General features: G+C 41.1%; 22 protein-coding genes. 8 read left to right on the top strand and 14 right to left on the bottom strand.

The window, feature by feature from the left end; translation table 11 throughout:
* Positions 1-4: 4 nt before the first annotated feature.
* Positions 5-217 (top strand): hypothetical protein, encoded by a 213-nt coding sequence (locus tag D1367_RS08210; RefSeq protein ID WP_118165571.1) that lies wholly within the window; start codon positions 5-7, stop codon positions 215-217.
* Between the two features lie 158 nt (positions 218-375).
* On the opposite strand, the gene D1367_RS08215 is transcribed toward D1367_RS08210, so the two are convergent.
* The 3 genes from D1367_RS08215 to D1367_RS08225 form a co-directional block, all read right to left on the bottom strand.
* On the bottom strand, positions 376-2,304 hold the full coding sequence (locus D1367_RS08215; RefSeq protein WP_118165573.1) for an ABC-F family ATP-binding cassette domain-containing protein: 1,929 nt from the start codon (positions 2,302-2,304) through the stop codon (positions 376-378).
* Positions 2,305-2,375: 71 nt separating this feature from the next.
* Positions 2,376-2,792 carry a DUF1824 family protein gene (locus D1367_RS08220; RefSeq protein WP_118165575.1) on the bottom strand — a complete coding sequence of 139 codons (417 nt, stop codon included), beginning with the start codon at positions 2,790-2,792 and terminating at the stop codon, positions 2,376-2,378.
* Between the two features lie 175 nt (positions 2,793-2,967).
* The gene (locus tag D1367_RS08225; protein WP_181985104.1) at positions 2,968-3,816 is read right to left on the bottom strand and encodes a prohibitin family protein; all 849 of its coding nucleotides are present in this window, start codon (positions 3,814-3,816) and stop codon (positions 2,968-2,970) included.
* A 324-nt stretch (positions 3,817-4,140) separates the two neighbouring features.
* Here D1367_RS08225 and D1367_RS08230 point away from each other — a divergent pair, with 324 nt between their 5' ends.
* Positions 4,141-5,682 (top strand): phytoene desaturase family protein, encoded by a 1,542-nt coding sequence (locus tag D1367_RS08230; protein WP_118165579.1) that lies wholly within the window; start codon positions 4,141-4,143, stop codon positions 5,680-5,682.
* Here the strand turns inward: D1367_RS08230 and D1367_RS08235 are convergent.
* The 4 genes from D1367_RS08235 to D1367_RS08255 form a co-directional block, all read right to left on the bottom strand.
* Complete coding sequence (locus tag D1367_RS08235) at positions 5,669-6,343, bottom strand: hypothetical protein (protein ID WP_118165581.1); 675 nt, start codon at positions 6,341-6,343, stop codon at positions 5,669-5,671. The two genes, D1367_RS08230 and D1367_RS08235, sit on opposite strands and share 14 nt — an antisense overlap.
* Positions 6,344-6,850: 507 nt before the next feature.
* Entirely contained in the window at positions 6,851-7,312 is a 462-nt protein-coding gene (locus D1367_RS08240) for a hypothetical protein (RefSeq protein ID WP_118165583.1), read from the bottom strand.
* A gap of 27 nt (positions 7,313-7,339) precedes the next feature.
* Entirely contained in the window at positions 7,340-9,178 is a 1,839-nt protein-coding gene (locus D1367_RS08245; RefSeq protein ID WP_181985105.1) for a bifunctional serine/threonine-protein kinase/formylglycine-generating enzyme family protein, read from the bottom strand.
* Between the two features lie 407 nt (positions 9,179-9,585).
* Complete coding sequence (locus D1367_RS08255) at positions 9,586-10,395, bottom strand: ABC transporter permease (RefSeq protein WP_118165587.1); 810 nt, start codon at positions 10,393-10,395, stop codon at positions 9,586-9,588.
* A 577-nt stretch (positions 10,396-10,972) separates the two neighbouring features.
* On the opposite strand from D1367_RS08255, the gene D1367_RS08260 reads away from it, so the two are divergent.
* Positions 10,973-12,058, top strand: coding sequence for a glycosyltransferase family 4 protein (locus D1367_RS08260; RefSeq protein ID WP_118165589.1), 1,086 nt, complete (start codon positions 10,973-10,975; stop codon positions 12,056-12,058).
* A gap of 179 nt (positions 12,059-12,237) precedes the next feature.
* On the top strand, positions 12,238-12,399 hold the full coding sequence (locus D1367_RS31695) for a hypothetical protein (RefSeq protein ID WP_220451017.1): 162 nt from the start codon (positions 12,238-12,240) through the stop codon (positions 12,397-12,399).
* A gap of 69 nt (positions 12,400-12,468) precedes the next feature.
* Here D1367_RS31695 and D1367_RS08265 read toward each other — a convergent pair whose 3' ends face one another.
* Positions 12,469-14,100 carry a DUF655 domain-containing protein gene (locus D1367_RS08265; protein ID WP_118165591.1) on the bottom strand — a complete coding sequence of 544 codons (1,632 nt, stop codon included), beginning with the start codon at positions 14,098-14,100 and terminating at the stop codon, positions 12,469-12,471.
* Positions 14,101-14,372: 272 nt separating this feature from the next.
* Between D1367_RS08265 and D1367_RS08270 the strand changes: the two genes are divergently transcribed.
* The 3 genes from D1367_RS08270 (at position 14,373) to D1367_RS08280 (ending at position 16,982) form a co-directional block, all read left to right on the top strand.
* A complete protein-coding gene (locus tag D1367_RS08270; protein WP_118165593.1) occupies positions 14,373-15,542 on the top strand; it encodes a cysteine desulfurase family protein in 1,170 nt (389 codons plus the stop codon).
* 223 nt (positions 15,543-15,765) lie between these two features.
* Positions 15,766-16,194: a hypothetical protein gene (locus D1367_RS08275; protein WP_220451018.1), complete on the top strand. Its 429-nt coding sequence runs from the start codon at positions 15,766-15,768 to the stop codon at positions 16,192-16,194.
* A 176-nt stretch (positions 16,195-16,370) separates the two neighbouring features.
* The gene (locus D1367_RS08280; protein WP_220451019.1) at positions 16,371-16,982 is read left to right on the top strand and encodes a DNA methyltransferase; all 612 of its coding nucleotides are present in this window, start codon (positions 16,371-16,373) and stop codon (positions 16,980-16,982) included.
* A 277-nt stretch (positions 16,983-17,259) separates the two neighbouring features.
* Here D1367_RS08280 and D1367_RS31700 read toward each other — a convergent pair whose 3' ends face one another.
* From D1367_RS31700 to D1367_RS08295, 5 genes are all read right to left on the bottom strand, one after another.
* Entirely contained in the window at positions 17,260-17,484 is a 225-nt protein-coding gene (locus tag D1367_RS31700) for a hypothetical protein (protein WP_220451020.1), read from the bottom strand.
* 117 nt (positions 17,485-17,601) lie between these two features.
* Positions 17,602-17,865, bottom strand: a complete 264-nt coding sequence (locus tag D1367_RS31705; RefSeq protein WP_220451021.1) for a hypothetical protein — start codon at positions 17,863-17,865, stop codon at positions 17,602-17,604.
* On the bottom strand, positions 17,862-18,125 hold the full coding sequence (locus D1367_RS08290) for a helix-turn-helix domain-containing protein (protein ID WP_118165595.1): 264 nt from the start codon (positions 18,123-18,125) through the stop codon (positions 17,862-17,864). Before D1367_RS08290 ends, D1367_RS31705 begins: the two co-directional genes overlap by 4 nt.
* Positions 18,126-18,656: 531 nt before the next feature.
* Positions 18,657-18,782 carry a hypothetical protein gene (locus tag D1367_RS32720; RefSeq protein WP_267255540.1) on the bottom strand — a complete coding sequence of 42 codons (126 nt, stop codon included), beginning with the start codon at positions 18,780-18,782 and terminating at the stop codon, positions 18,657-18,659.
* A gap of 10 nt (positions 18,783-18,792) precedes the next feature.
* Positions 18,793-19,455: a DUF1294 domain-containing protein gene (locus tag D1367_RS08295; protein WP_118165597.1), complete on the bottom strand. Its 663-nt coding sequence runs from the start codon at positions 19,453-19,455 to the stop codon at positions 18,793-18,795.
* Between the two features lie 508 nt (positions 19,456-19,963).
* Between D1367_RS08295 and D1367_RS08300 the strand changes: the two genes are divergently transcribed.
* On the top strand, positions 19,964-20,698 hold the full coding sequence (locus tag D1367_RS08300; protein ID WP_118165599.1) for a DUF1995 family protein: 735 nt from the start codon (positions 19,964-19,966) through the stop codon (positions 20,696-20,698).
* 231 nt (positions 20,699-20,929) lie between these two features.
* On the opposite strand, the gene D1367_RS08305 is transcribed toward D1367_RS08300, so the two are convergent.
* Entirely contained in the window at positions 20,930-23,851 is a 2,922-nt protein-coding gene (locus tag D1367_RS08305) for a two-partner secretion domain-containing protein (protein ID WP_181985106.1), read from the bottom strand.
* Positions 23,852-23,997: the final 146 nt, after the last annotated feature.

The following is a 23,997-nucleotide window of genomic DNA, read 5'->3' on the forward strand; positions in this document are numbered from 1 at the left end:
ACAAATGCAAGGCAAGCGTCAAAATATTCTTAGTAAAACCATTGCTTTGTTGCTGGCAATGCAACTATTCTTGATTGGTTTACAAGCTAAAAGCCAGATTGACCAAGGTAACTCATCCATTGAGGCGTTGATTTGGATGACTCAACAATATATTTCAGTGCTGGTTAAAATTCGTAGCTTGCAGGAGAAAAAAGAGGAAACCGATTCTCAAAAGTAAAAGATGAAATGCTAGGTGTGTTAACGGAACGCCGTAACGCACCTACGCTGAATAAATCATCATGAAGACGCGATTCATCGCCGTCTCTACAATAATCAATCTTTTGTAGAGACGGCGATTCATCGCGTCTCTTGTCTTAATTCACTCACGTTAAAATATCAAGACTCCATCTCCGCTAATTCTAACCAGCGTTCAGTCGCCACATCGATCGCGTGCTTGAGCTTTTCCACATGATCATACAATTTCTGCACTTCGCTATAATTACCCGGTGAGACATTCGCCAACGTTTTCTCAGTTTCTGCCTTCTCAGCTTCTAACTCGGCAATCTTACCTTCCAACTGCTCAAATTCTTTCTTCTCCCAATTGGATAACCTCCGCCGCTTGGTATTCTCTACCTCCTTGGGTGAAGCCGCACCATTTTGGACTTCGGCATTTTTCGGCTTCTCCTTAGCGTTCGCAGCTTGTTGCTGTGCCTCTTCAGCCTTCTTATAGTCCAGATAAATCGAGTAATTCCCTGGATATTGCCGCAGATTACCGCCTTCCTCAAAGGAAAATACTGTGTCGATGGTGCGATCGAGAAAGTAGCGATCGTGAGAAACTACAATTACACACCCGACAAAATCTTCTAAATAATCCTCTAATACTGCTAATGTTTGGACATCTAAATCATTTGTCGGTTCATCTAAAATCAAGACATTGGGCGCACTCATCAAAACACGCAACAGAAATAAACGGCGTTTTTCACCACCAGAAAGTTTATTAATTGGGGCATACTGTTGATTACCGGGAAACAAAAACCGCTCCAACATTTGCGAAGCAGTAATTTGAGTTCCATCGGTAATTTTGATAAACTCTCCTTCTTCTTTGATGTAGTCAATCACGCGCTGATTTTCGTTTAAAGCTGTAAGCAATTCTTCAGAATGCTGGTCAAAATAACCGATGTGAATTGTAGTACCAATTTCTGCAACACCTGAATCTGGCTTAATTTGACCAGTAATAATATCCATTAAAGTGGATTTACCAGCACCATTAGCGCCGATAATGCCGATGCGGTCTTCTGGACTAAATTCGTAAGTGAAATTATTAATCAGGGTGCGTCCATTGTATGCTTTAGAAATGTTATCTAATTCAATAACTTTTTTGCCAATGCGACGACCAACTGTAGAAATATCAACTTTACCCTGAACTTGTTTAAACTCAGTATCCCGCAAAGCATGAGCGCGGTCAATTCTCGCTTTTTGCTTGGTACTTCTGGCTTTTGGCCCTTTTTTGAGCCATTCCAACTCACGCCGCAACAAACCTTGGTGTTTACGTTGACTACTTACAGCAGATTCTTCTGCTAAAGCCTTCTTTTCGAGGTAATATGAATAGTTACCTGTGTAGGTGTAAATGTCGCCTCGGTCGATTTCAATAATCCGATTGGTAACGCGATCTAGAAAGTAGCGATCGTGGGTGATGAGAAAAAGTGCGCCACGATAGCGATTTAAATAACTTTGTAACCATTCTACAGAAAGAGCATCAAGATGGTTTGTCGGCTCATCCATGAGCAAAACATCTGGTTCTGCTAGCAACGCTGATGCTAAAGCAATCCGCTTGCGATAGCCTCCAGATAAAGTGCCTATCTTGGCGTCAAAGTCAGAAATTCCTAATTTAGTGAGGATGATTTTAGCATTAGTTTCTAATTCCCAAGCACCATTTGTATCCATCCGTTGCATCACCACAGAAAGGCGAGACATCAGTTGGCTATCATCTGGATAGTGAGCCAATTTATCTGAGAGTTCTTCATACTCACGCACCAAAGACATGTGTTCACCACTGTCGGCAAAAACTTGCTCTAAAACTGTGTGATTCTCATCTAAATCTGGCAACTGGGGTAAGTAGATAATTCTAGAACCAGAGTTGACTAAAATCTGACCGCTATCAATGGATTCTAACCCGGCAATCATTTTTAATAGGGTTGATTTGCCAGAACCGTTAGTACCAATTAAGCCAACTTTATCGGTAGCATCGAGGCTAAAGCTGGCATCTTTTAAAATTTCCTTGATGCCAAAGTCTTTCTTGACTGATTGTAGTGTAATAATACTCATAAGATTTAGTAGTTTTTCATTGATTATTAGTTAGTAGGTAAGGCAAATACCCTACCTACATTCGCTGAGTTCTATAGAAATAAGTCCAAGGGGAGATGTCCATACATTTCGTTGATTCCGCCTTCGTGGTAAGACTGGCAAGACACTAATACGCCACGATGATGTCCAGCATAAGAATCGAGATAACACAAGCCATTTTTACCATTTAATTTGATATAAACTGGGCCTTCAGGTGTAACTAAATTGTCTGGTACTTCATAACCCAAAGCCAGAGAATAAGTCTTCATGGCAAGTATTCCTTCTTCTGCTGTATCAGCACAAATTCCTAAAATTTGATAATCAGCAAGTTTAGCGATCAAAATTAAGGCACTACGAATTACTGATTTTTCTGATGGCTTGAGGACAGGCGCAATATCTAGACAGTTGAATTTATTCAGTAATTTTTTTGCTTCTTCGGCGGTGATATTCTGGGGATTAGGGGTTGACATAAACTTCGATTCTTCTGTTGTTGGTTTTTCTGTTGTGTTGAAGTTGGGAATAACCCAACTTACTAAATATTATTTACTCGAATTAAAGCCTCGACAAAACTCACTTCGACAACTCTTGGAGACGCTACGCGAACGCTCAGTGAGCATGGCTTTAATCTTAAACGAAGTTAAAGTGTTACGGTTGATTTTGGACGTTTCCAAGGTTGAATATGAAGGGGACGCCGCTTTTTGAGTCACCACCCATAACGAGGACTTTGGGCATCTGAGCGCCGCCACTCTTCCAAGCTTCAATTGCTTCTTTTTGCAGAACTAACTGTCCTCCTTGGGCTTTGAGTGTCTCTGCTAAGAGTCTTTGAGCTTCTGCCCTACCTTTAGCGCGATTCACATCTGCTTGTGCTTCTTGTTCTGCTTCCCGTGCTACATAAACGGCTCTTTGCGCCCGTTGTTCAGCAATTTGTTTTTCTTCCACAGCTCTGGCAAATTCTGGTGAGAATGCTAAATCAACTACGCTAGTATCTAACACAATTATCCCATATTTGTCTAAGCGATCGCCTAGCGCTTCATCAAAGTCTTCTTTCAACTCACTTCTTTTGGTAATTGCTTCTTCTACTGTTCTTCTAGCGGCTGCAATTTTAAATGCTTCTTGGGTCTGTGGTGCAATGATTTTCGATACAATATTTGCTAAGGTTCCTTGTTTCCTTCTAACTTCAACTACCTTGATGGGATCGAGGCGAAAGTTGATCGCAAATCTCGCAGATAAATTTTGCAAATCCTTAGTAGAACTCTCGGCTGGTACTTCAAATTTCTGCACAGTCAAATCATACACATCTATCACTGAGATAAAAGGCGGTTTTGCATGAATCCCTTCCAACAATGCCCCATCTCTCGCTCCACCCAAAATGCTGATCACTCCTGCTTGTCCTGGGTTAATAATGATAAAGGAATTTAGTCCCAAAAGCACTAGTGTTGCTAACACAATTCCTAAAACTGTGCTTTGCCAATTTCCAAATTGCTGATTTTTCAAATTCTTCTCTCCAATATGAGTTAGTCATTGGTCATTTGTCATTTGTCATTGGTCATGAAGAGTTATTATTTTTCTCCTTGTCTTCCTTCTCTAGTCCATAGTGCTGAGTAAAAAGTATTACTTTGGTTTGGGTAAACTCAGTTACTAGTTTAAGTTTCTCATTAGTCTGTCTGAATTAAGCCTTTAATCTGAAGAAGGCAGCACTGGTGGTTTAATCTCCATCGTTTGTAATGAGATTAACCAATTAGAGCGGTTTATGGATGGAGGAGCGAATGATATTATCCAAGTTTCCCCAACTGTTTTAGTTTATTGTTGCAAACATATATGCAAGTTACAGATGTAGTTGTTATTGGTAGCGGTATTGGCGGTTTGAGTTGTGCTGCTGTTTTGGCACGGTATGGCTTTGATGTGATAGTCTGCGAAAGCCACTCCATTGCTGGAGGCGCTGCCCATGCTTTTGAGCGCAATGGTTTCAAATTTGACTCGGGCCCGTCTCTCTACTCTGGACTGTCTTACAGCCCCTCTGCTAACCCTCTGCGGCAAGTCTTAGATGCAATTGGTTCAGAATTACCATGCGTAACTTACGATACTTGGGGTTGTTGTGTACCAGAAGGTGATTTTGATACGTCGGTTGGTGCCCAGCAATTTTGTGAAGTGCTGATGAAATTCCGGGGACATGATGCTGTAGCCGAATGGCAAGAACTCCAGCGCGTTATGGAACCATTCGCTAGTGCAGCAACTTCTATACCACCAGCAGCATTACGCTTTGATTTTGGTGCAGCTAGAACTGTGGGCCCATTTATCCCATCTTTGACAAAAAATCTGGCGAATATAATTAAGCTGACGGGCCCCTTCAGCCGGATTATGGATGGCGTTGTTAAAGATCCTTTTACCAGAAATTGGCTGAATTTGCTGTGTTTTCTGCTTTCTGGATTGCCCGCAGATGGTACTAGCGCCGCAGAGGTAGGATTTATGTTTGCGGATTGGTATCGGCCAAACGCAATACTTGAATATCCCATTGGTGGTAGTGGTGCTTTAGTTGACACCCTTGTACAAGGATTGGAGCGTCACGGTGGGAAGTTGATTCTAGGCGCTCATGTGGAAGAAGTGCTTGTAGAAGGGAATCGGGCGGTGGGTGTGCGTCTGCGCGATCGCTCCGAAATCCGATCGCGGCGGGCAGTGATTTCTAATGCATCGGTTTGGGACACACTGAAGTTATTACCAGAAAAGGCAATACCCAAAAACTACCGCGCTAAACGACAGGCGACACCTGAGTGTGATAGCTTTATGCATCTCCATTTAGGCGTTGATGCTCAAGGATTACAGCCAAATTTGCGGTGTCATTACATCGTGGTTAATGACTGGGAATTGGGCATAACAGCACCTCAGAATGTTGTGGTGATATCAATTCCTTCAGTTCTCGATCCATCCTTAGCGCCACCAGGTAAGCACGTAATTCATGTTTATACACCTGGTAATGAGCCATACTCTATCTGGCAGGGAATGGATAGAAGGAACCAAGAATATGCCGAAAAAAAGCGATCGCGTGCAGAAGTAATGTGGCAAGCATTAGAGCGGATAATTCCAGATATTCGCTCTCGTTGCGAAGTCACACTTGTTGGTACACCTCTAACTCACGAACGTTATCTCCGTCGTTATCAAGGTTCCTACGGCCCAGCAATTCAGGCTGGAAGCGCTATGTTTCCCGGCCCTGGCACACCTTTAGCGGGGCTGATGTGCTGTGGAGACTCGACATTTCCCGGTATTGGTTTACCAGCAGTCGCCGCCAGTGGGCTGATTGCTGCAAATACCCTTGCACCGGTTGATAAGCATTTAGCAATGCTTCAAGATATCAAGTGTATTTAACTTTTCGAGTATAAAACCTAGTTGCCAAGAGAGCCGCACCCACTGCCAAAACTGCTAGTACACTATCAGGTTCGGGTACGGCAGCAACTTCAGCATCAATTCGGGCAGTTCCAGCAAACGAACCTGTTAATTCAGGTTTTTGGAGAATATTAGCAAACTCTGGAGAAACCAGCAATTTTACATCAGGGATGGTTAAATTTTGATTATCAAATACCACAGGTTCTGGAAGACTCAAATCAAACAAAATTGTATTTAAAGAATATGTGTCTCTTAAAACAAATCCGCTAGCATCTTTAACAGTACGTCCTGGAGCAAAACCAATTGAAAAGTCACCCACAGTAATTTGATTATTGAAGGTAACAGTCCCAGTATTCTCGATTGTACCTGAAAGCGGAGTAAAACCGCCCTCGTCACTGAACGTAAAGTTGCTGGCTGGTTCGATGTTGAAGCCAACCAAATAATTGCTAGGAATTGGTGCGACTGTATTATTACTGCCTGTCAAGATTAGCCCGATACTTCTAAGAATATCCTCGTGGTCATGATCAATGCTAGTGACTCCAGATATCACTTTAAAAGTTGCAGCTTCTACTTGTATGGGTGCAACTGATATAAAAGCTGCTGTTGTACAAGCAAGAATCCCTGAAAACTGAAAAAAACGCATAAATACCCCTTATTTTAGTAGTTCATTTTATCTAAAAAGCGCTCCTTGTAAAAATAAAAACACTTTTATAAAAGTTATATCAAGTAATCGTCAAGCTAATAGCAAAATTTCAATCGTAGAGTTACAAATACAAATTCAGGTATGTGGGTAAAGATAAATATCACTGCCTAGAATCAAGCACAAGGTATCAGATATAGGGTATTAGGGATAAAAAATGATAAAAATATAGTTACGTTTAATTATGTCCAGTGCCAATCATTTAGCCTTAAATGTAAAAATTATGATGTGGTAAAGTATAAATTTTTAAGGCAAGAGACGCGATAAATCGCCGTCTTTACAATAATCAATCCTTTGTAGAGACGGCGATTTATCGCGTCTTTACAATTAGCGGCGTGTCATCAAAAAACCTTATCCGAACCGTATTGTCAGTACAAGTAATTCAGTGGTCTTAAATGAGTGGAAAGTTCAGGAGCTACAACTCATTTAAATTACGAATTATGAATTATTTCACAAGCTTGTTCTAATCCACCAGCTTATTTTGTCAAAATTAGAATCTATTTCCTGCCAAAAGGTTGCTGATGAGTCTGCTTCTCTGGTTGCTGTGAGTATTTTATCTATACTGTCGAAGTTTTTTAGAATCACCTGTTTATCAAGTTTAGGAATATCTAATTTCAGATATTTCAGCCGATTGGGTAACTCTACTTTCTCTTTTGTAGGCAAGTGGGGAATATGATCAACTACTTGTAAAATTTTGTCTATTGATGCAAATACTTCTTCAATGCTCGGTTTTTTAGTTTGTAATTGCAAATCTTTTTCTTCAAAGGTTTCTTCTTGATTACCTAACTTTACTAACACGATTTTTACAAAGAAAATATTGTAATCAATCTCACTTACTTCACCCACTTGATTATGATATTCTCCCCTTTTATTTATAAGTACTATGTCACCTTTCTCAATTTTGTCTTTCATAATTACTACAGCCTATAAATTAAATTGCTAAATAATCTCCTCTACAGAAAATACTACTCTAAAGCCACAAACCCTCAGTCCACCGTCTGACTCATTCCAGCTACGGCTAGCGCTGCGACACAGTTCGGCGTTAAAACTCCACGAACCACCGCGTAGCACTCGGCGATTAATATCACCGCCAACTTCCCAAGCTGTTCCATCTGAAGGTGCGTCGCTGTAATTGTTGTGCCACGAATCAGCGCACCATTCCCAAACTAGCCCGTGCATATCGTATAATCCAAAGGCGTTGGCAACTTCAAAACTACCGACGTTTGTTGTTTCTTTACGGAATTTGCTTTTTGGTTCCATTGTGCAGTTAACTAACTCAGGGGTAATGGTTTCCCCAAAGTGGAAGGATGTTGTAGTTCCAGCCCGACAAGCGTATTCCCATTCAGCTTCACTCGGTAAACGATAGTCCCGTCCGGTTTTTTCTGATAGTCTGAGACAGAATTCTACAGCCTCATACCAAGATACATTTTCTACTGGTCTATCTAAACCTTTGAATTTCGACGGATGGGGATTTAAAGCTTGTTTGACTTTGGGTAAAGCTGCTACTACTCTCCACTGTGCTTGAGTTACGGGAAATTTCCCCATAAAAAATGGTTCAACGGTAACTTTATGTCGAGGACGTTCGTCAGCATCTCCTTCACACTCCGGTGAACCCATCATATAAGTACCGCCAGAAATCGATACCATTTCTAATGTGACTTCTTTACCCAATTCTTCGGCAAAGAAATTTGCATTACAACTCATGCGGTTTACTTCTCTACCACCTGTGTCTACTGTCACTACATCAAATTCAAAGGTTTCTAAAGGGGGTAATGGTACTATTACTTTTTGTGGTAGCGGCGGTAATATTGGTTGAGGCATCGAAACAATTTTAAGGGCAACAGGTTCAATGTTCGATGTTGCAAATTTCAAATCGTTGATAACTTCTACTGCTGTTTGATATCTTTCACTAGGTAGATGTTTTAGTAATTTCTCTAAAATTTTCCCTAAGTCGTCGCTGATAGTAATACCTTTTTCTTGTAAACGCTCACGCCACAACCACTTAGCATTCATGGCATCATAAATAGGATCAATAACCTGTCCAGAAGCATCCTGCAACGGCAAACAACGAGTTAAAAGACGCACGCAAGTTACACCTAAAGCATACAAATCGCTGCCGTGACAAGCAAATCCAGCCATTTGTTCGGTTGGGGCATAACCAAGGGTATAAATTACTGTAGCTTGTCTTCCTATACTGGTTTGTGTTACCTGTTTAGCACCGCCAAAGTCAATTAATACGGGTTTTTCATCACTTGCACGGCGGATAATATTTTCTGGTTTGATATCCCGATGAATGACATTATGAGTATGAATAAATTGCAGTACTGGCAATAAATCAGTTAAAAGTTCCCAAATTTGTGATTCACTATAGTTTTGTTGCTGAACTTCTTGTAAGAGAGTTTTTCCTTGAATAAATTCTTGTACGAGATATAAACTAGCACCTTGTTCAAAGTAAGCTAGTAATCTGGGAATTTGGGTATGATTTTCTCCCAGTTCATACAACCTAAAAGCTTCTTCTTTGAAAAATTCTGCTGCTTTAGTACGTTGTCCTGTTCCCTGAAACTGTGGGAAAAATTGTTTGATGACGCAAGGCGCGTTTAGTCTGTCTACATCCTCTGTAGCATAAGTTCTACTAAATCCACCTTCACCTAAAAGTCTTAATACACGGTAACGGTTTCTTAGAAGTTTGCCAAAGTTGCTTTGTCCGCAACTCACGCAAAATCTATTGCTATCAGAGTTGAATGGATTTGAGCAATTGGGATTTTGGCAGATTTGCATAATGAGGGGGAAATAGCATCTTCTCCAAAGTTAGCCCCAATGTTATCTATAGGAGTTGGGAGTTGGGAGTTAGGAGTTAGGAGTTGGGAGTTAGGAGTTAGGAGTTAGGAGTTGGGAGTTGGGAGTTAGGAGTTGGGAGTTAGGAGTTGGGAGTTGGGAGTTGGGAGTTGGGAGTTGGGAGTTGGGAGTTGGGAGTTGGGAGTTGGGAGTTGGGAGTTGGGAGTTGGGAGTTGGGAGTTGGGAGTTGGGAGTTGGGAGTTGGGGGATATGGTGCGTTAGGCTAACGCCATAACGCACCCTATTTGTGAATTATGAATTATGACTTTTTTAAGATAGCTGTTGTTAATTACCGAAAAAAGTCCATTAAGAACTAAATAGCGGATAATTTTTATTGTCGATCGCAAGTCTTAATTTAAGCTTTTGTTCTCTCCAGAAATGCGAATTAATTCAGCTACAAGAGCAGCGATCGCAGATACTGTAATCAACATGACACTCAATGCGTTAATATCAGGCTTGACTCCTGATCTAATCCGGCTAAAAATTTCCATTGGTAGGGTGTTATAACCGCTACCGGCAGTAAAACTGGCAATGAGAAAGTCATCTAAGCTGAGGACAAAAGCCAGGAGACAACCAGCTACAATACCAGGCATTAATTGAGGTAACAATACTTTGATGAAAGCTTGCGTTGGTGTTGCACCTAAATCTAGTGCTGCTTCTTCTAAGTGTGGATCTAAATTGGTAAGTCGGGAAGCAACCACAAGCCCGACGTAAGCCAAACAAAACACGATGTGGGCTGCAACTATCGTCCATAAACTCAAAGGAATTGCAAAGGCTGCTAGACATACTAGAGTAGCCACTGCGATCGCAATATCGGGAATAATCAATGGTAGGTAAGCAACACCCCGATATAATTTCTTACCAGGAAATTCGTAACGCGCCAACCCAACCGCCATCAAGGTTCCCAACACTGCTGATATTGCCACGGCACAACCACCAACTATTAAACTATTTTGCAAAGCTGATAAGATGCGATCGTCACTGAATAACTTGCCATACCAATCGAGAGTGAATCCTTGCCAACCTGCACTGTAAGGTGACTGATTGAAGCTATAAAAGCTAAGTACCAGTATGGGCAGGTACATGAACACAAACATCAGCAGTGAGAAAACCGCCTGCCATGAGACACGCGGTTTTTTAAGAGATGGAGAGATATTCACGTTTATATTTGTTTTTTATTGATAGCAAACTAAAATATCATATTTTATGTAATAAGTCAATAATTTAACTCTCTTCTCTCCTTTTGTTTGCTGATAAAACTTTGCCGCCTCTAATTTTAAAGTACCTACTTGACGACAATGTGTTCTTTGGCTGGCTATGAGTTATCCTTCGGAGTACCAAAAGCCGCCCAAAAAGTGAGTACGCAGTTTACTCTTTAAATAAGATTTTAAAATCAGATAATTTATAGGCAATAATAGAGTATTTTCGGTGATTATCCATATTTAGCTTTATTTTTTACCATTTTCTCCAATTCGTATTTATCAAAAAATCTATATTTAAAATTGGACAAAATCACACATAAATTAATAGATTAGAATTTATTTACCTCTTTAGATGTGGGTAATTTACGTACTAAGATAGAAGAAATATATAGAAATAAAAGCATAAGATTTTGGGAGAAGTGTAAATAAACTTAGTATCTAAAGTAACTTTTTAATACTAAGTTAATTAATTATAAGCACTACAACAACAGAAAAAAAACTTGTAATTCAAGTTTTATTTGTTAGGAGGTTTGTGATGCGAATAGCTCAAATAGCGCCACTGTGGGAGAGGGTTCCACCTCCAGCTTATGGTGGTACAGAGTTAGTAGTGGGGTTACTTACTGATGAATTAGTCCAACGTGGACACGAAGTAACTTTATTTGCTTCGGGAGATTCTATCAGTCTGGCAAAACTAGTGTCAGTTCATCCGCGTGCCGTGAGACACGATCGCACTATCAAAGATTACAGCGTTTACGAAATGCTGAATCTAGCTTCGGTCTATGAACGGGCAGAAGAGTTTGATATTATTCACTCCCATGTAGGGTATGGGGCGCTGTCCTACACAAATCTCGTCACAACCCCTACAGTTCACACGTTGCACGGTACTTTTACGCCTGACAACGAAAAGATGTTTAGTTTTGGGAAAAAACAACCCTACGTTAGTATTTCCGATTCACAACGAGAACCAAGGTTAGGGTTGAACTATCAAGCAACGGTTTACAACGGAATTGATGTCAGCAGTTATAATTTTCACGCCCAACCAGAAGATCCGCCCTACTTAGCCTTTTTGGGTAGAATGTCTCCTGAGAAGGGAGCGCATTTAGCAATAGAAATTGCAAAACTTGCTGGTTGGCGTTTGAAAATGGCAGGTAAGATTGATGCCATAGATGCCGAATACTTTGAGAAGGAAATCAAACCGCACATTGACGGTAAGCAAATTGAGTATTTGGGTGAAGCTAACCATGCTCAAAAAAATGCCCTTATGGGAGGTGCAGTCGCAACTCTATTCCCCATCACTTGGCGAGAACCCTTTGGATTGGTGATGGTGGAGTCAATGGCTTCGGGTACGCCGGTGATTGCGATGAAATTGGGTTCTACTGAGGAGGTAATTTCCCACGGCAAGACGGGTTTCCTCTGCAATGATATTCAAGAATGCATCAGTGCCATTGATCGGGCAATAAAGTTAGACCGCTATGCCTGTCGCCAGTATGTCGAAGACCGTTTCAGCGTTCAGCAAATGACTGATGGCTATGAGGCGGTTTATCAACAAATAATAGCAAAACGATTTTCTCAGAATGGGCATTTCCGCAGTTTGGTTAGTTTAGCTAGCGATCGCACTTAAAATAATTCGTAATTCGTAATTCGTAATTCGTAATTAAGTTTTGTGACGGGGATTTAGACCCCGACCCAAAACTTGCTGGTTATTGAACCGGGGGATTTAAACCCACGGTACTCGGTTAAACATCACATTTGTGTAAGGAACTTCCAAGTAAAAAAATATTCCATTGCTATTGTTCACTGTTGACCGTTGACGGTTCACGAGTTTTCAGTCAACAGTCAACAGTCAACAGTCAACAGTCAACGACTTTAAGTGGAATAATTTATTTTTTGGAGTTCCCTAATATCGCATGTTTTAGGGACTTCCAAGTAAAAAAATATTCCATTGCTATTGTTCACTGTTGACCGTTGACGGTTCACGAGTTTTCAGTCAACTTTTACGTTAAGTTGACACTAATGCACAGATGTGCATCCCTACCACATTACGCGATCGCTCCATTTTTCTACAGTTCTACCACTCAATCCTGGAACTCTTTCTAAGTCTTGTAAAGATGTAAATTTTTGCTGTTGACGGCTAATAATTATCCGTTGTGCTAACTTCTTACCTACACCGGGGAGAGTTACTAATTCTTCTAGACTTGCAGTGTTAATATTTATTTGTTTAACTGCTTGTGGTTCACTTGATGAAGAACTTTTTATCTGAGGACACCGTGTTTGTTCTAATTTAACTTTTGCTTGAATTGCTGGTGGTAAGCCGGGTTTAACTTTACCATAAAGACGAGCAAATTCTCGCACATAATGGGCAGCAACTATGGGACTCTCAATCACTAAAAGCGTCTCATCGTTACCATAATTAGCGGCATCTGACCAATTATGAGAACCTGTAATTACTGTTTGACTATCAATAACACCAAATTTATGATGCAATAAATCACCTTTGGGTAACACAGGTACGCCTACGGTTGTAATTGGATTTGACCAAGGATGGTTATCTACTTCATATTTACATTTGTTACTAAGAGCAACCCCCATCATATCTAATGCTTCGCTATAAGGACGATAGGCAAATTGTGGTTCAATTAAAGCGCGAATTTGCACACTTTGTTGATGGCGTTTTTCTAAAATATTGGCAATCCGCTGATCGGAAAGGACAAATAAGGCCATATCAACAGATTTGGTTGCTGAATCTAAAGTTTTGCCAATTAAACCATTACTACTGTTACTCCAGGGTTGAGTTGGGGAAGTAGGCGAAAATTGCACAGTAATTTGGGTGTTCCCTAAAGTTATTTGTTTAGGTAAACGCATCGGTTTTTGCAACCCAAATTTACTATCTGGCTTACCTCCTGGGCCATCTCCCCACATAATGTTAAACTCTTCTGTAAATAAAGATGCTAATTCTAGGCTGTCAATCTGCAATAAGTTATTGGCATTGCCTAAACTGCTAGAATTTGTGAAATCACCATAAGTATCACTTAAAGTAAAATTGGCTGAAGTAATAATTACAATGCGATTATCCACAATCACAAATTTGTGGTGCATCAAGCTGCTACCTGCTGAACCATCTGCTTGATCATCTATCCAGGGAATTTTGGCATTTTGCAAAATTATCAAAGCATCTCTTTGATTTATTTCTGCTGGACTGAGTTGATTATCTTGATTAATATCGATAAATTTGCGAAATTCGTTGTAACGTTCCTGTTCCCTTTTATCTAACTTACCTACTTCAGTAGATGTTAAGCTGCTCCAAGGTCGGCTATAGGTATTTTCTAAAATTATCCTGACTTTTACCCCAACTTTTTGTCTATCAGCCAGTGCTTGGGCAACTTTGGGTAAACGTAATTCTTGCACCGCCACATCTACTGTAGATTTAGCTTGGGTAATAGCATCAACAATCTGTTTTTCTAAATCATCCCCAAGACGAGTTTGCTGACGGTAAGCTTCCTTGTATTCTGAAGACTCAGAATGGTTAAAGTAAACTTGAACTAACGGATCTTGTGGTAAAGGTGCGGGACGCTGATTGAAAGACTGGACTCGTTGACAAGCAGCAAGGGGAAATATCAGTAAAAAGATATATAAAAAATATCTTCGTCTAGAGATAAATTGCACTGTAATCTGTTAAAAATGGATTGGGAGTGGACATATTTATCATTCCCAAAATTTTGTGTTCTGAATTAAGTAGAAAAATAACTTTCCTAGTATTGGGAAAAATTCACTGCTAGGTGCATTACAGAGATTTTTTCACGAAAACTGTATATGCTAACAAGATCAGCAGCCTACCAATACGGTTCGGTTAAGATCCCCCCGCCTGCGGCGACCCCTTTTTAAGGGGGTAAAAGAGGGTTATAAGTCCCCGTGTGTTCTCACTATTATTCAGTTATATGCAAATTTATCTAGATTACAGCGCCACTACTCCGACTCGAAAAGAAGCGATCGCAGTTATGCAAACAGTCCTCACCGAACAGTGGGGTAATCCTTCCAGCTTACATGAGTGGGGGCAAAGGGCTGCAACGGTTGTGGAACAAGCCAGAGTTCAAGTTGCTGGATTAATTAACGCTGTCGATCCAGCATCAATAATCTTTACATCTGGTGGTACCGAAGCAAATAATCTGGCGATTATGGGTGTGGCTCGGTTGTATGCTGTTCCTCAACATATTATTATCTCTAGCGTCGAGCATTCGGCAATTTCTGAAACAGTAAAGTTGCTAGAAATGTGGGGTTGGGAAGTTACGCGCCTATCTGTAGATGTTAAAGGCAGAGTCAACCCCCTAGATTTAAAAGCAGCATTGCGACATAACACAGTTTTAGTTTCTATAATTTACGGACAAAGTGAAGTTGGAACTGTGCAAGCGATCGCAGCATTGGGTAAGATTGTGCGATTGCATGGGGCTTTGTTCCATACAGATGCGGTGCAAGCTGCGGGACGCTTACCTATAGATGTGCAACAACTACCCGTAGACTTACTTAGCCTTTCAAGTCATAAAATATATGGGCCTCAAGGTGCAGGGGCGTTATATATGCGTCCTGGTGTGGAATTGATGCCTTTACTGGGTGGCGGTGGACAAGAAATGGGACTGCGTTCTGGTACGCAAGCAGTACCGATAATTGCGGGGTTTGGTGTAGCAGCAGAATTAGCAGCCGAAGAATTGGCTACAGAAACACCACGATTAATTGAGTTACGCGATCGCGCCTTTGCCCAATTAGTTGAGATTCCTGGTTTAATTGCTACAGGGGATAGCTGCGATCGTTTACCTCACCATGTGAGTATGTGCTTAGAATACGCCGACGGGGAAAAACTTAGCGGTAAAACCTTGGTACGACAGCTAAACCTTGCTGGCATCGGCATCAGTGCTGGTGCTGCCTGTCACAGTGGTAAACTTAGCCCTAGTCCGATATTGTTAGCGATGGGTTATTCCGAAAAAGCGGCTTTGGGTGGAATTCGCATCACATTAGGGCGTGATACTACCGAAGCTGACGTGGATTGGACAGTGATGGTGTTGAAGCAAGTTTTGCAAAGGCTGACACCGGATTTATCTTTAGTTAAGCGTTAAATTAAATGTGACATAATCGCATACCTGTGGGAATACTAGCCGTATAAACTAGCTAAACACGGGCGCGGGATAAATTAAATATCATAAATTACCTACCTGTGAGATAGGAAATATTGCATATTGAGCGTGTCTCTGGTTAATTTTACTGTCTATCACTATGTAAATATCCCAAAACAGGATAAACTCAGAGATACTCAAGTTTCAGAGCCATGTAAACCAATAAATGAGTCTATCTAACCCAGAACCGAGTTCTCCCAAGACTTTAAAACACAAGGCTACCAGCACAGTTGGTCGGGGGAAAGTAGTAAACCTCAACACCAACTTAAATTTTTCTGCGTGGAATGATGAAAGCGTTGCTCTATATCTGGGTAATAGTCTCGATCATTACAACAATTGGGAGCAGCCTACAGTCATCGTTTCAGATGGAGCTTACGGTGTTCTTGGTTTTGAAGGAGATACTTCAGATCATATTGATTTACCAAATTGGTATGAACCTCATATTGAAGCATGGTCAAAAGCAGCTATACCATGCACAACACTCTGGTTTTGGAATTCAGAAATTGGCTGGGCTGTTGTGCATCCCGTTTTAGAAAAGCACGGTTGGCGTTATGTTAATTGTAATATTTGGAACAAAGGAAAAGGTCATATATAGGAATCGTATTTGATTTTTGAAATTATCTACGTAGGCGGGGAGTGGGGAGTGGGGAGTGGGGAGTAGGGAATTAGGCTTTTCGAGTAGAACCCGAGCTTTTTCAGAAATCAAATATTAGTCCTATAGCAGGGAATATTAATACAGAGAAAATTCGTAGATTCCCTGTAGTTACAGAAGTGTGCGTTCAATATGTAAGAGAAGTTAAAGTCAACAAACTGACGTTGAAAGTATGGTTGCTAAAAGAGTGGAAACGTTCTGGATTACCACTACAACGGGCAAACGATGCTTGTGGTGTAGCTAATGCTGCAACTAGGAAATATTTCGATCAAGGACACTTATGGTATTTCCCTCCTCCAGAGATGTTTGAGAGGTTAGTGAACTATGCAAATAAGCATGGTAATCCAGAAGAAAGACCTTATTTTTCTTTGGATGGAAACCAATCTTTAACAGGGCAAGAATGGAGTAAAATGCGCTCCAAATTCAGATGCCCTCATGGTTTTACAAATGTTTGGGATCGGCAAGCTCTACGGGGTGATGAGAGAATTAAGACTCTCTCTGGAAAAGCAGTACACTTTAATCAGAAGCCCCTCGACTTGATGAGCATTATTGTTGAAGCGTCAAGTGATAAAAATGATGTTATATGGGAACCTTTCGGAGGACTATTCAGCGCATCTCTAGCAGCACGTAACCTGAGACGAAAAGCTTACTCTTGCGAAATTGATCCAGATTATTTTTATTATGGAGTTCAGAGATTTAATCAAGAAGTTCATCAATGCTCTCTTCTCTAATTTCTAGATAATCTTTTAGAGATTTCTTGATGCTGTCTTCTCGACGGCTGGATAGAAGTCTATTCCATTGACCAACTGTAATGCTAGAAACTTCAATGTTATAGACACGCTGCTTAAATTTTTCAATACCTGGATGCACAATTCTGTCCATCTTAGCGAAATTAGTATCCAGTCTGTATTTGTACCGGATCAATAGTTCACGTAAAAGGTGCTGATATTCTCTAGTTGGTTTATATATTTTTCCTTCAACACCCCATGAATCAACTATTTTTTGAGCTTATAATAACTCTTCAACAGATCCTTGAAATTTATAACCGCTAGTGTTTGTCTGCTGCAAATTTGCTGTTCTTTGAGTTGTATCCTCTGGCTCCAAAACAAGATAATCTGGCGGATTATGATAATGAGTATCTCTAGCTAAAGCTACCGACAAACCAGAGACAACACATACATCAAGAATACGAGGCTTCCCATAGATAATTTTCTCAGGCAACCATGCCAGCATAGCAACATAGGTCTGATCGTACTTAAAGTGATTTTGACTGTCTTTAAAGCGTGCTGTTATTTCCGTTGCTAATGGAAACCATGCTTTAATTTCTAATCCTGGTGTTGGTTGAACTCTTCACACAAAAATAGTATCTGGAAACCCCGGATCTTGCCTCTGCCACTTTCCAAATTCAAAAAATTCATTTTGCTTATTCAAAAATTCAACTGTGTTAAATTCGATTAAATTTCCGAGTAAGGGTGAAAGCTTTGAGATAACTTTGGCCAAGTTTACTGCTGCGTCTACAGTTACAGGCTTAGATATATCTAAAATATCAAAAGTATGACCGGATAAGTTATCTAAATATTGAGATGCAAGCTTGATTACATCCTGTGTATTCATACCTCCTCCTCACAAGATGCTTTAGATATTCCTTGTTCGACTTTTCTCAGAATATTGCAAGGATCTACCCCGATTACACGAGTAACTAACAGAAACTCAATTACATCTAACCGCCGTTCACCGTTTTCATATTTGGCTACAAAAGATTGTGGCTTATTCAAGGATTTAGCAAGCGTCTGTTGAGTTAGTTTTGCTTCCTTACGAGCCGCAATCATACAGCGACGGAATATTTCATAGTCCTGGCTGAAAACAAATTTCATTGTGCCTTGGCTTTAGCACTATGTATACATTGAACACAATAAACCTATTTCAGTATAATCCCAAAGTAGGATATTTTGCAGTGTTTAGAGGCGATTGTACTAATTGTGAATGACTATCAGGTTGCGATATCTTCTCTGCGAGACGCTACGCGAACGATGGGCTACGCCTACGCGCAAATGGCAACCTTAAACTTTCCTGGTAGCGCTATTTTCTCAAGTTGCTGTCACGACTGCCAAAAGGGTTAAATAAATCTTTTCCCAAAAGGTAATATTTTGAGTCATAAAGGAGTTCAAGCATGACTTATTTTGATTACTTTTGAGGCTTTTTTTTTGAATGAATAAATTCATCATTGGAATTGGGATGTTCGTTGGCTCTACAATTGGTAGTTATATCCCTGCCTTGTGGGGTGGAAGTGTGCTATCATTCACCTCGATTCTTTTCAGCGTCATTGGTGGCCTTGTGGGGATTTGGCTTGGATATCGCGTATCAAAATATCTAGGTTTTATCTGATCGGCGCGTCGCCCAAAGCCTTAAACAAGTCTTTTACCAACAGGTAAAATTTTGAGCGTGTCTTTTATGCGATCGCACTTCTTCAATACTTCTTCAATAAATGGGCAACCAGTCAGGAAATCCCGACTCAGCAGTTTGTTTTGCAAGGGTTCTTTGCTATCCTCTAAAAACTAAACCTACTAGTCTTCTACCCAAGAAAAGCCAATCTAACCAAAATACAATGTGAATAGCTACTATTACCCAAAATACAACTTGGTATGAAACCTTGCTACTTTTGTGGCGTAATCTTCGTTGGGCAATGAATGCCCCCAACCATCCACCCATAAATTCACATAAATGTAATCTCTTTTCTGATATTCTCCAACGCCCCTGCTTTGCACGATATTTATCATCCGCATACTGGGCAAAGGTAATAAAACTCATTACAGGATAGAGAATTAGAGGGATTGGGTTGAAAGTCGTTAATGCAAAATGTATTGCTCCTAAACCCGGTAACAATGATAAAAGCAACACCTCAAATATTAAAGAATATTTCACTGTGGGTTTGAATGTTGGTTTCTCTATTACAGAAGGTGAGTTTCTCTGTATAGGTTTGGATACAACTCCCTCAATGAAGGCGTTGCAAGCATGAACTCTTCCGTCTTTATCAACCGTTAGCTGATAGCAAATCACATCACCAACTTGGGGACGATGATTTGTTTCTTTGAGTGCAGTGATATGAAGAAAAACGTCTTGATTGCCATCACTGGAGCGGATGAAGCCAAAGCCCTTGTCATCTTTCCATGTTGTTAATTGACCTTTACGCAAAACAGGTTTCATAAAAGACGCTGATATTAATACTTTATTGTTAAGATTCCCATATCAATAGCAACAGACAACATTAATCCGGGATAAAAATCATCCACCCTTATTTTTAAGGACTTTGATGAACTTAGGCGTAGGCGTAGGTTGGGTTGAGGAACGAAACCCAACACCAACAATCTCTGATTTTGTTGGGGTTTCACGAATGTTCAACCCAACCTACAAATATTTTATTTTTTCGGAGTAATAAAAGAGCGCTAACCCTCCCCTTGGAAACTACGGTGTACACACAAGTCTAAAAAAGCTCTATTTCTCATTATTCTCTTGTTACTCTCGTTCCCATGCAGAGCATGGAAATGCCTGATTGGAGGCTGCTGCCTCAAGTTTTATATTGAGTCAGAGACTCAATGAATGCATTCCCAGTCGGAGACTGGGAACGAGTCAAACGAGTCAAGTCTTATTAAGCCTACTCAATAAGAGCTAATACTGGAACAATGGGAGTAATGCTAAACCCACATAACAAACTATGAGTGAACTTCCCAATACTCTTGAAGATGCGATCGCTCAATCTCGTGTAGCTGTCCAAGCTGCCCTTGCAGATGGCTGTACTCGCATACAAGTTGAGTTCCTGTTCCCAGAACTCAAGTTTATGCCGGTGGCGGAACAATTTCTGCCCCTGTTTACAGAATATGATTCTCGTTTGAAGATTTTCTTTGCTGACGCTGGGGCTGCGGCTTTAGCCCGACGCGATTGGGCTGATGCACCATTTCAAATTTTGGATATTGGTACGGGAAGGGCTGCTTCTTTGCAGACAAAAATTCAGCCAGAGGATGAAATTTTCTTATTTATCGCGCCCACTTCCGTAGAAGTACCGCAGTTGGAAAAGTTGTGTGAAGTAATAGGCGATCGCCCTTTAGTCTTGTTAAATCCCCGCTTAGAAGATGCTGGAACTGTAGGCATTGGTTATACAGCTAGAAAAATCCGCGATCGCTTTCTCAGTACCATTGAATCTGCCTATTATCTCCGCCCTATAGATGATGAAAGTGCCCTATGTCGCTGCTATCCAGGGCTGTGGGAAGTTTGGCTGGAAACTAACGGCGAATATCAAAGAATTGCGGAATTACCTACAAAACCATCGGGTGATGAGTTGGATCTCATCCTCTTAAAGGGACAACCACAAACAACAACAGATGCTGCACCTGCGAGAAAGCCGAGTGTGTTTAAAAGTTTGCAACGGTTTTTAAAGGCGTTGAGTAGTTAGGAAAAAACAGAGGTAGCAGGAGGAAAATTCTCATCTGCTGCCTCATTTGGAGTTTTTTATACATAAATTAATTTACAATAAGTCCATTTTATTACTCGTTTAAAAGCCACCGCTAGAAGAAGATAGACAAGCTAGTGAAGAAGTTAGACCAGATTATCAGGAAATACGCGATCGCATTTTACGATCCTTGAGGGCAAGAGTAGCCACCAGGTCGCCCCAAAAGCATAATCCTCATTTAATTTTGGTAATAGCAGCACAGGTTAATGGTTGCTGCAAGTATCTAGGAGATTTATCTGAAACTAACTCGATTTTGCCTAATTCGTTGCGATGCCAAGAAGTAGCTTGAACAAGAGCTTCTGGGGAGGTCGGTATTTGGGCAGTGGTATTACCAGTTTTGCGGTATGTAGAGAGATCGCGGATGTCAGACCAAGTGCGATCGCTGCTAATTTCCTGCGTTGGATTTTGCGGTACACCACCCCGTCCTGTGGCGACAAAACTGCTGCCAGTATTACTAGAACAACCTGTAGCAATAAGCTTAGATAAATCTGTTAATTCTACGGGCAATTCTAGTAAACCAGAATTTGGATCAACGCCAAAATTATTAATATTGACTGTACCGTTAACACCAAATTGGGAACTGGCGGTAATATCGTTTTCAGGAGTGAGTTGGTTGCGATATTCTAGACCGAAAATGCCTTGAGTTGTAATGTTGATGTTACCACCATTACCTGTAACAGCATTAGCAATGATATCGCTGTTTTCTAACCCAACAATCACGGGAGAATTAATCTTTATATTACCGCCATTGCCACTGCCGCCTGCGGTTGCGGTAATTTGACTACCATGACGACTCACAAGAGCATTTCTTAGCACTAGATTAATATTGCCGCCTTCTCCAGATACAGTGGTAGCAGTAATATTCCCAGTATCCAAAGAGACTCTATCAGCTTCGATGTTTAACTGTCCGGCGTTACCTGTGCCTTCATAGGTGACAGTAACCCTACCTCCATTACGAACCGTTAGCTGGTGAGTATTGATGTTTAATACACCTATGTTGCCTGTGGGTACGTCCGGTAGATTATAAAATTGACGGGCGGTTTCAAGCGGGATTAAGGCAGCAGTAGCAATCGCTGAGGTGTGGATATTTTTACCTTCTACCAGAATGTCATTTGCTTGAATTGTCAAAGCCCCTGTATCGCCAGTACCGCCAGTAATGTTGGCAATTGCCCCAGCATTAAGTACCTGCAATTGATTAGTTTGGATCTTGACATTTCCTGTGTTACCGTTGCCATAGGTGGCGCTGCCTAAGAGACTAGAAGCGAGTGTATACGGATTGATGCCACTGACGGTTAACCATTCTCCTACATTTACACTGATATTGCCACTATTGCCCAAATTATTGGACTGGCTGGCATCTCCAAAGCTGCCAATTAGAGATAGAGAACTTGTTGCCAAGGTTGCTCCGTCTTGCAATGAAAGCAGAGGTGTTGTCACCCAGAGATTACCACCATTACCAGAACCAGTAGTACTACTACCAATAAAGCTGATTTGGGCTGGTGAAATTGGGGATGCACCCACCAGATTAATACTTTGTCGTGCTACCACGGTCACATCCCCGGCATTACCAATACCCGTACCTGGTATTCCTGCCACACGACTAGCAAAGCTAAAAATCCCTCCCCCATCGCTCAGATTCAATGTCCCTGTAGAGACTCTCACACTCCCACTATTACCAATCCCGAAGGTGTAAGTATCTATACCGCTATTGAGCAAACTTATCGGACTCACACCAGTGCCAGAAATCTCATCAGCGATATCAACATAAATATTTCCACCTCTTCCTGTAGCCCCTGGAAAGACGATACTTCCCACTAAACCGCCATCTTCCAGTGTTAGTTTGCGGGCAACTAGATTGACATCTCCCCCATCTCCCAAAGTATAAGTTTGACTACCGATGCGGCTACTGCTACTCCCAGAAGGTGCTAGTGGAGATTTCAGAGCAATGGCACCACTAGCAGTAATCGTATCTGCTATTACCTGGACTTTCCCTGCTGTCCCTGCACCCAGGCTGAAAGTTTCAATTGCTGCACCATCTTTTAAAGTCAATCGTCCGGCTTGAATATTCACATCACCCCCATTCCCCGTTCCCCCTGGTGCTACTTGATTGACAATCCAGGCGCTGGGAGCTTGAGCATTGGCATTGACACCATCTAGAGAGAGCGATCGCGCTGCATTCACAGTAATACTACCACCCCGTCCAGTGCCGGTAGTGGCTGCGGCAATTTGCGATTGATCCAGGTGAATATCCCTACCCACTACTTGAATACCCCCAAAAGGATTGCCCACAGGGTAGGGATTCCACAGGGAGGAACGCTGTGTAAAGTTAATATCTCGAAAATCTTCCACTTGTGCATAACCTAGCTGCCATCCTGCGGGTGTCGGTGTCAGGCTCACTGTGCCACTACCCACTGCACTAATTTCAATTCGACCCACAGGGGCAGTAATTACACCACCTGTAAATGTGATATCTCCGCCAACTAAGGCGATGGTCTTTCCCGGACTTGCTACTATTCCTAAATTATTGGTAGGCACTATACCATCATTGCCTTTTCCCTGCACCTGAATTGGACTTGCAGAACTACCGAGTTGCAAACCAATGGGGACACTCATGGTTAATAATGGTGATGTTACTGACTTTACGGCACTAAACTCAACTCCATCGGCAAACTTAACACTATTCGCTGTCGTCCCCACAAACGAACCACCAATATTCAACGCCGCATTTTTACCAAATACAATACCCGCCGGATTAATTAAAAATAAGCTTACCGGGTTACTATTATTTGCTGTGCTAATTAATCCATCAATATTAGAAGCATTTCCACCCGTCACCCGACTAAATATAGTAGTAATATTTGGTGTGTTTGTTAAATCAAAAGTTGCTAAACTCCCTGTAGGCACAGAGAAATTACTGAAACTATGAAATAAATTATTACCTTTTTCTATACCGTTAAGAATATTAAAATTATTACCGTTGGAGTTGACTTGGGTGTTAGTTGTACTATCGGATGTCACTTGAGCCGTTGCTGGTAACTGCATTCCCGAAGTGAAAAATCCAGTTGTGAATATCAATAGAAATGGTACAACTCTCATCACTACAAACTTCCTTAACCTCATTTGTAGTTATAGTTCCCTGAATGACGTTGTTGATAACATCATTAACTTTTGGGAATTGCAGCGCAGGTTAACGCTTGTTGCACCTGAGTAGGAGATTTATCGGGTAATATTTTGAGACGCGA

This window comes from Nostoc sphaeroides, assembly GCF_003443655.1.
GTDB lineage: Bacteria > Cyanobacteriota > Cyanobacteriia > Cyanobacteriales > Nostocaceae > Nostoc > Nostoc sphaeroides.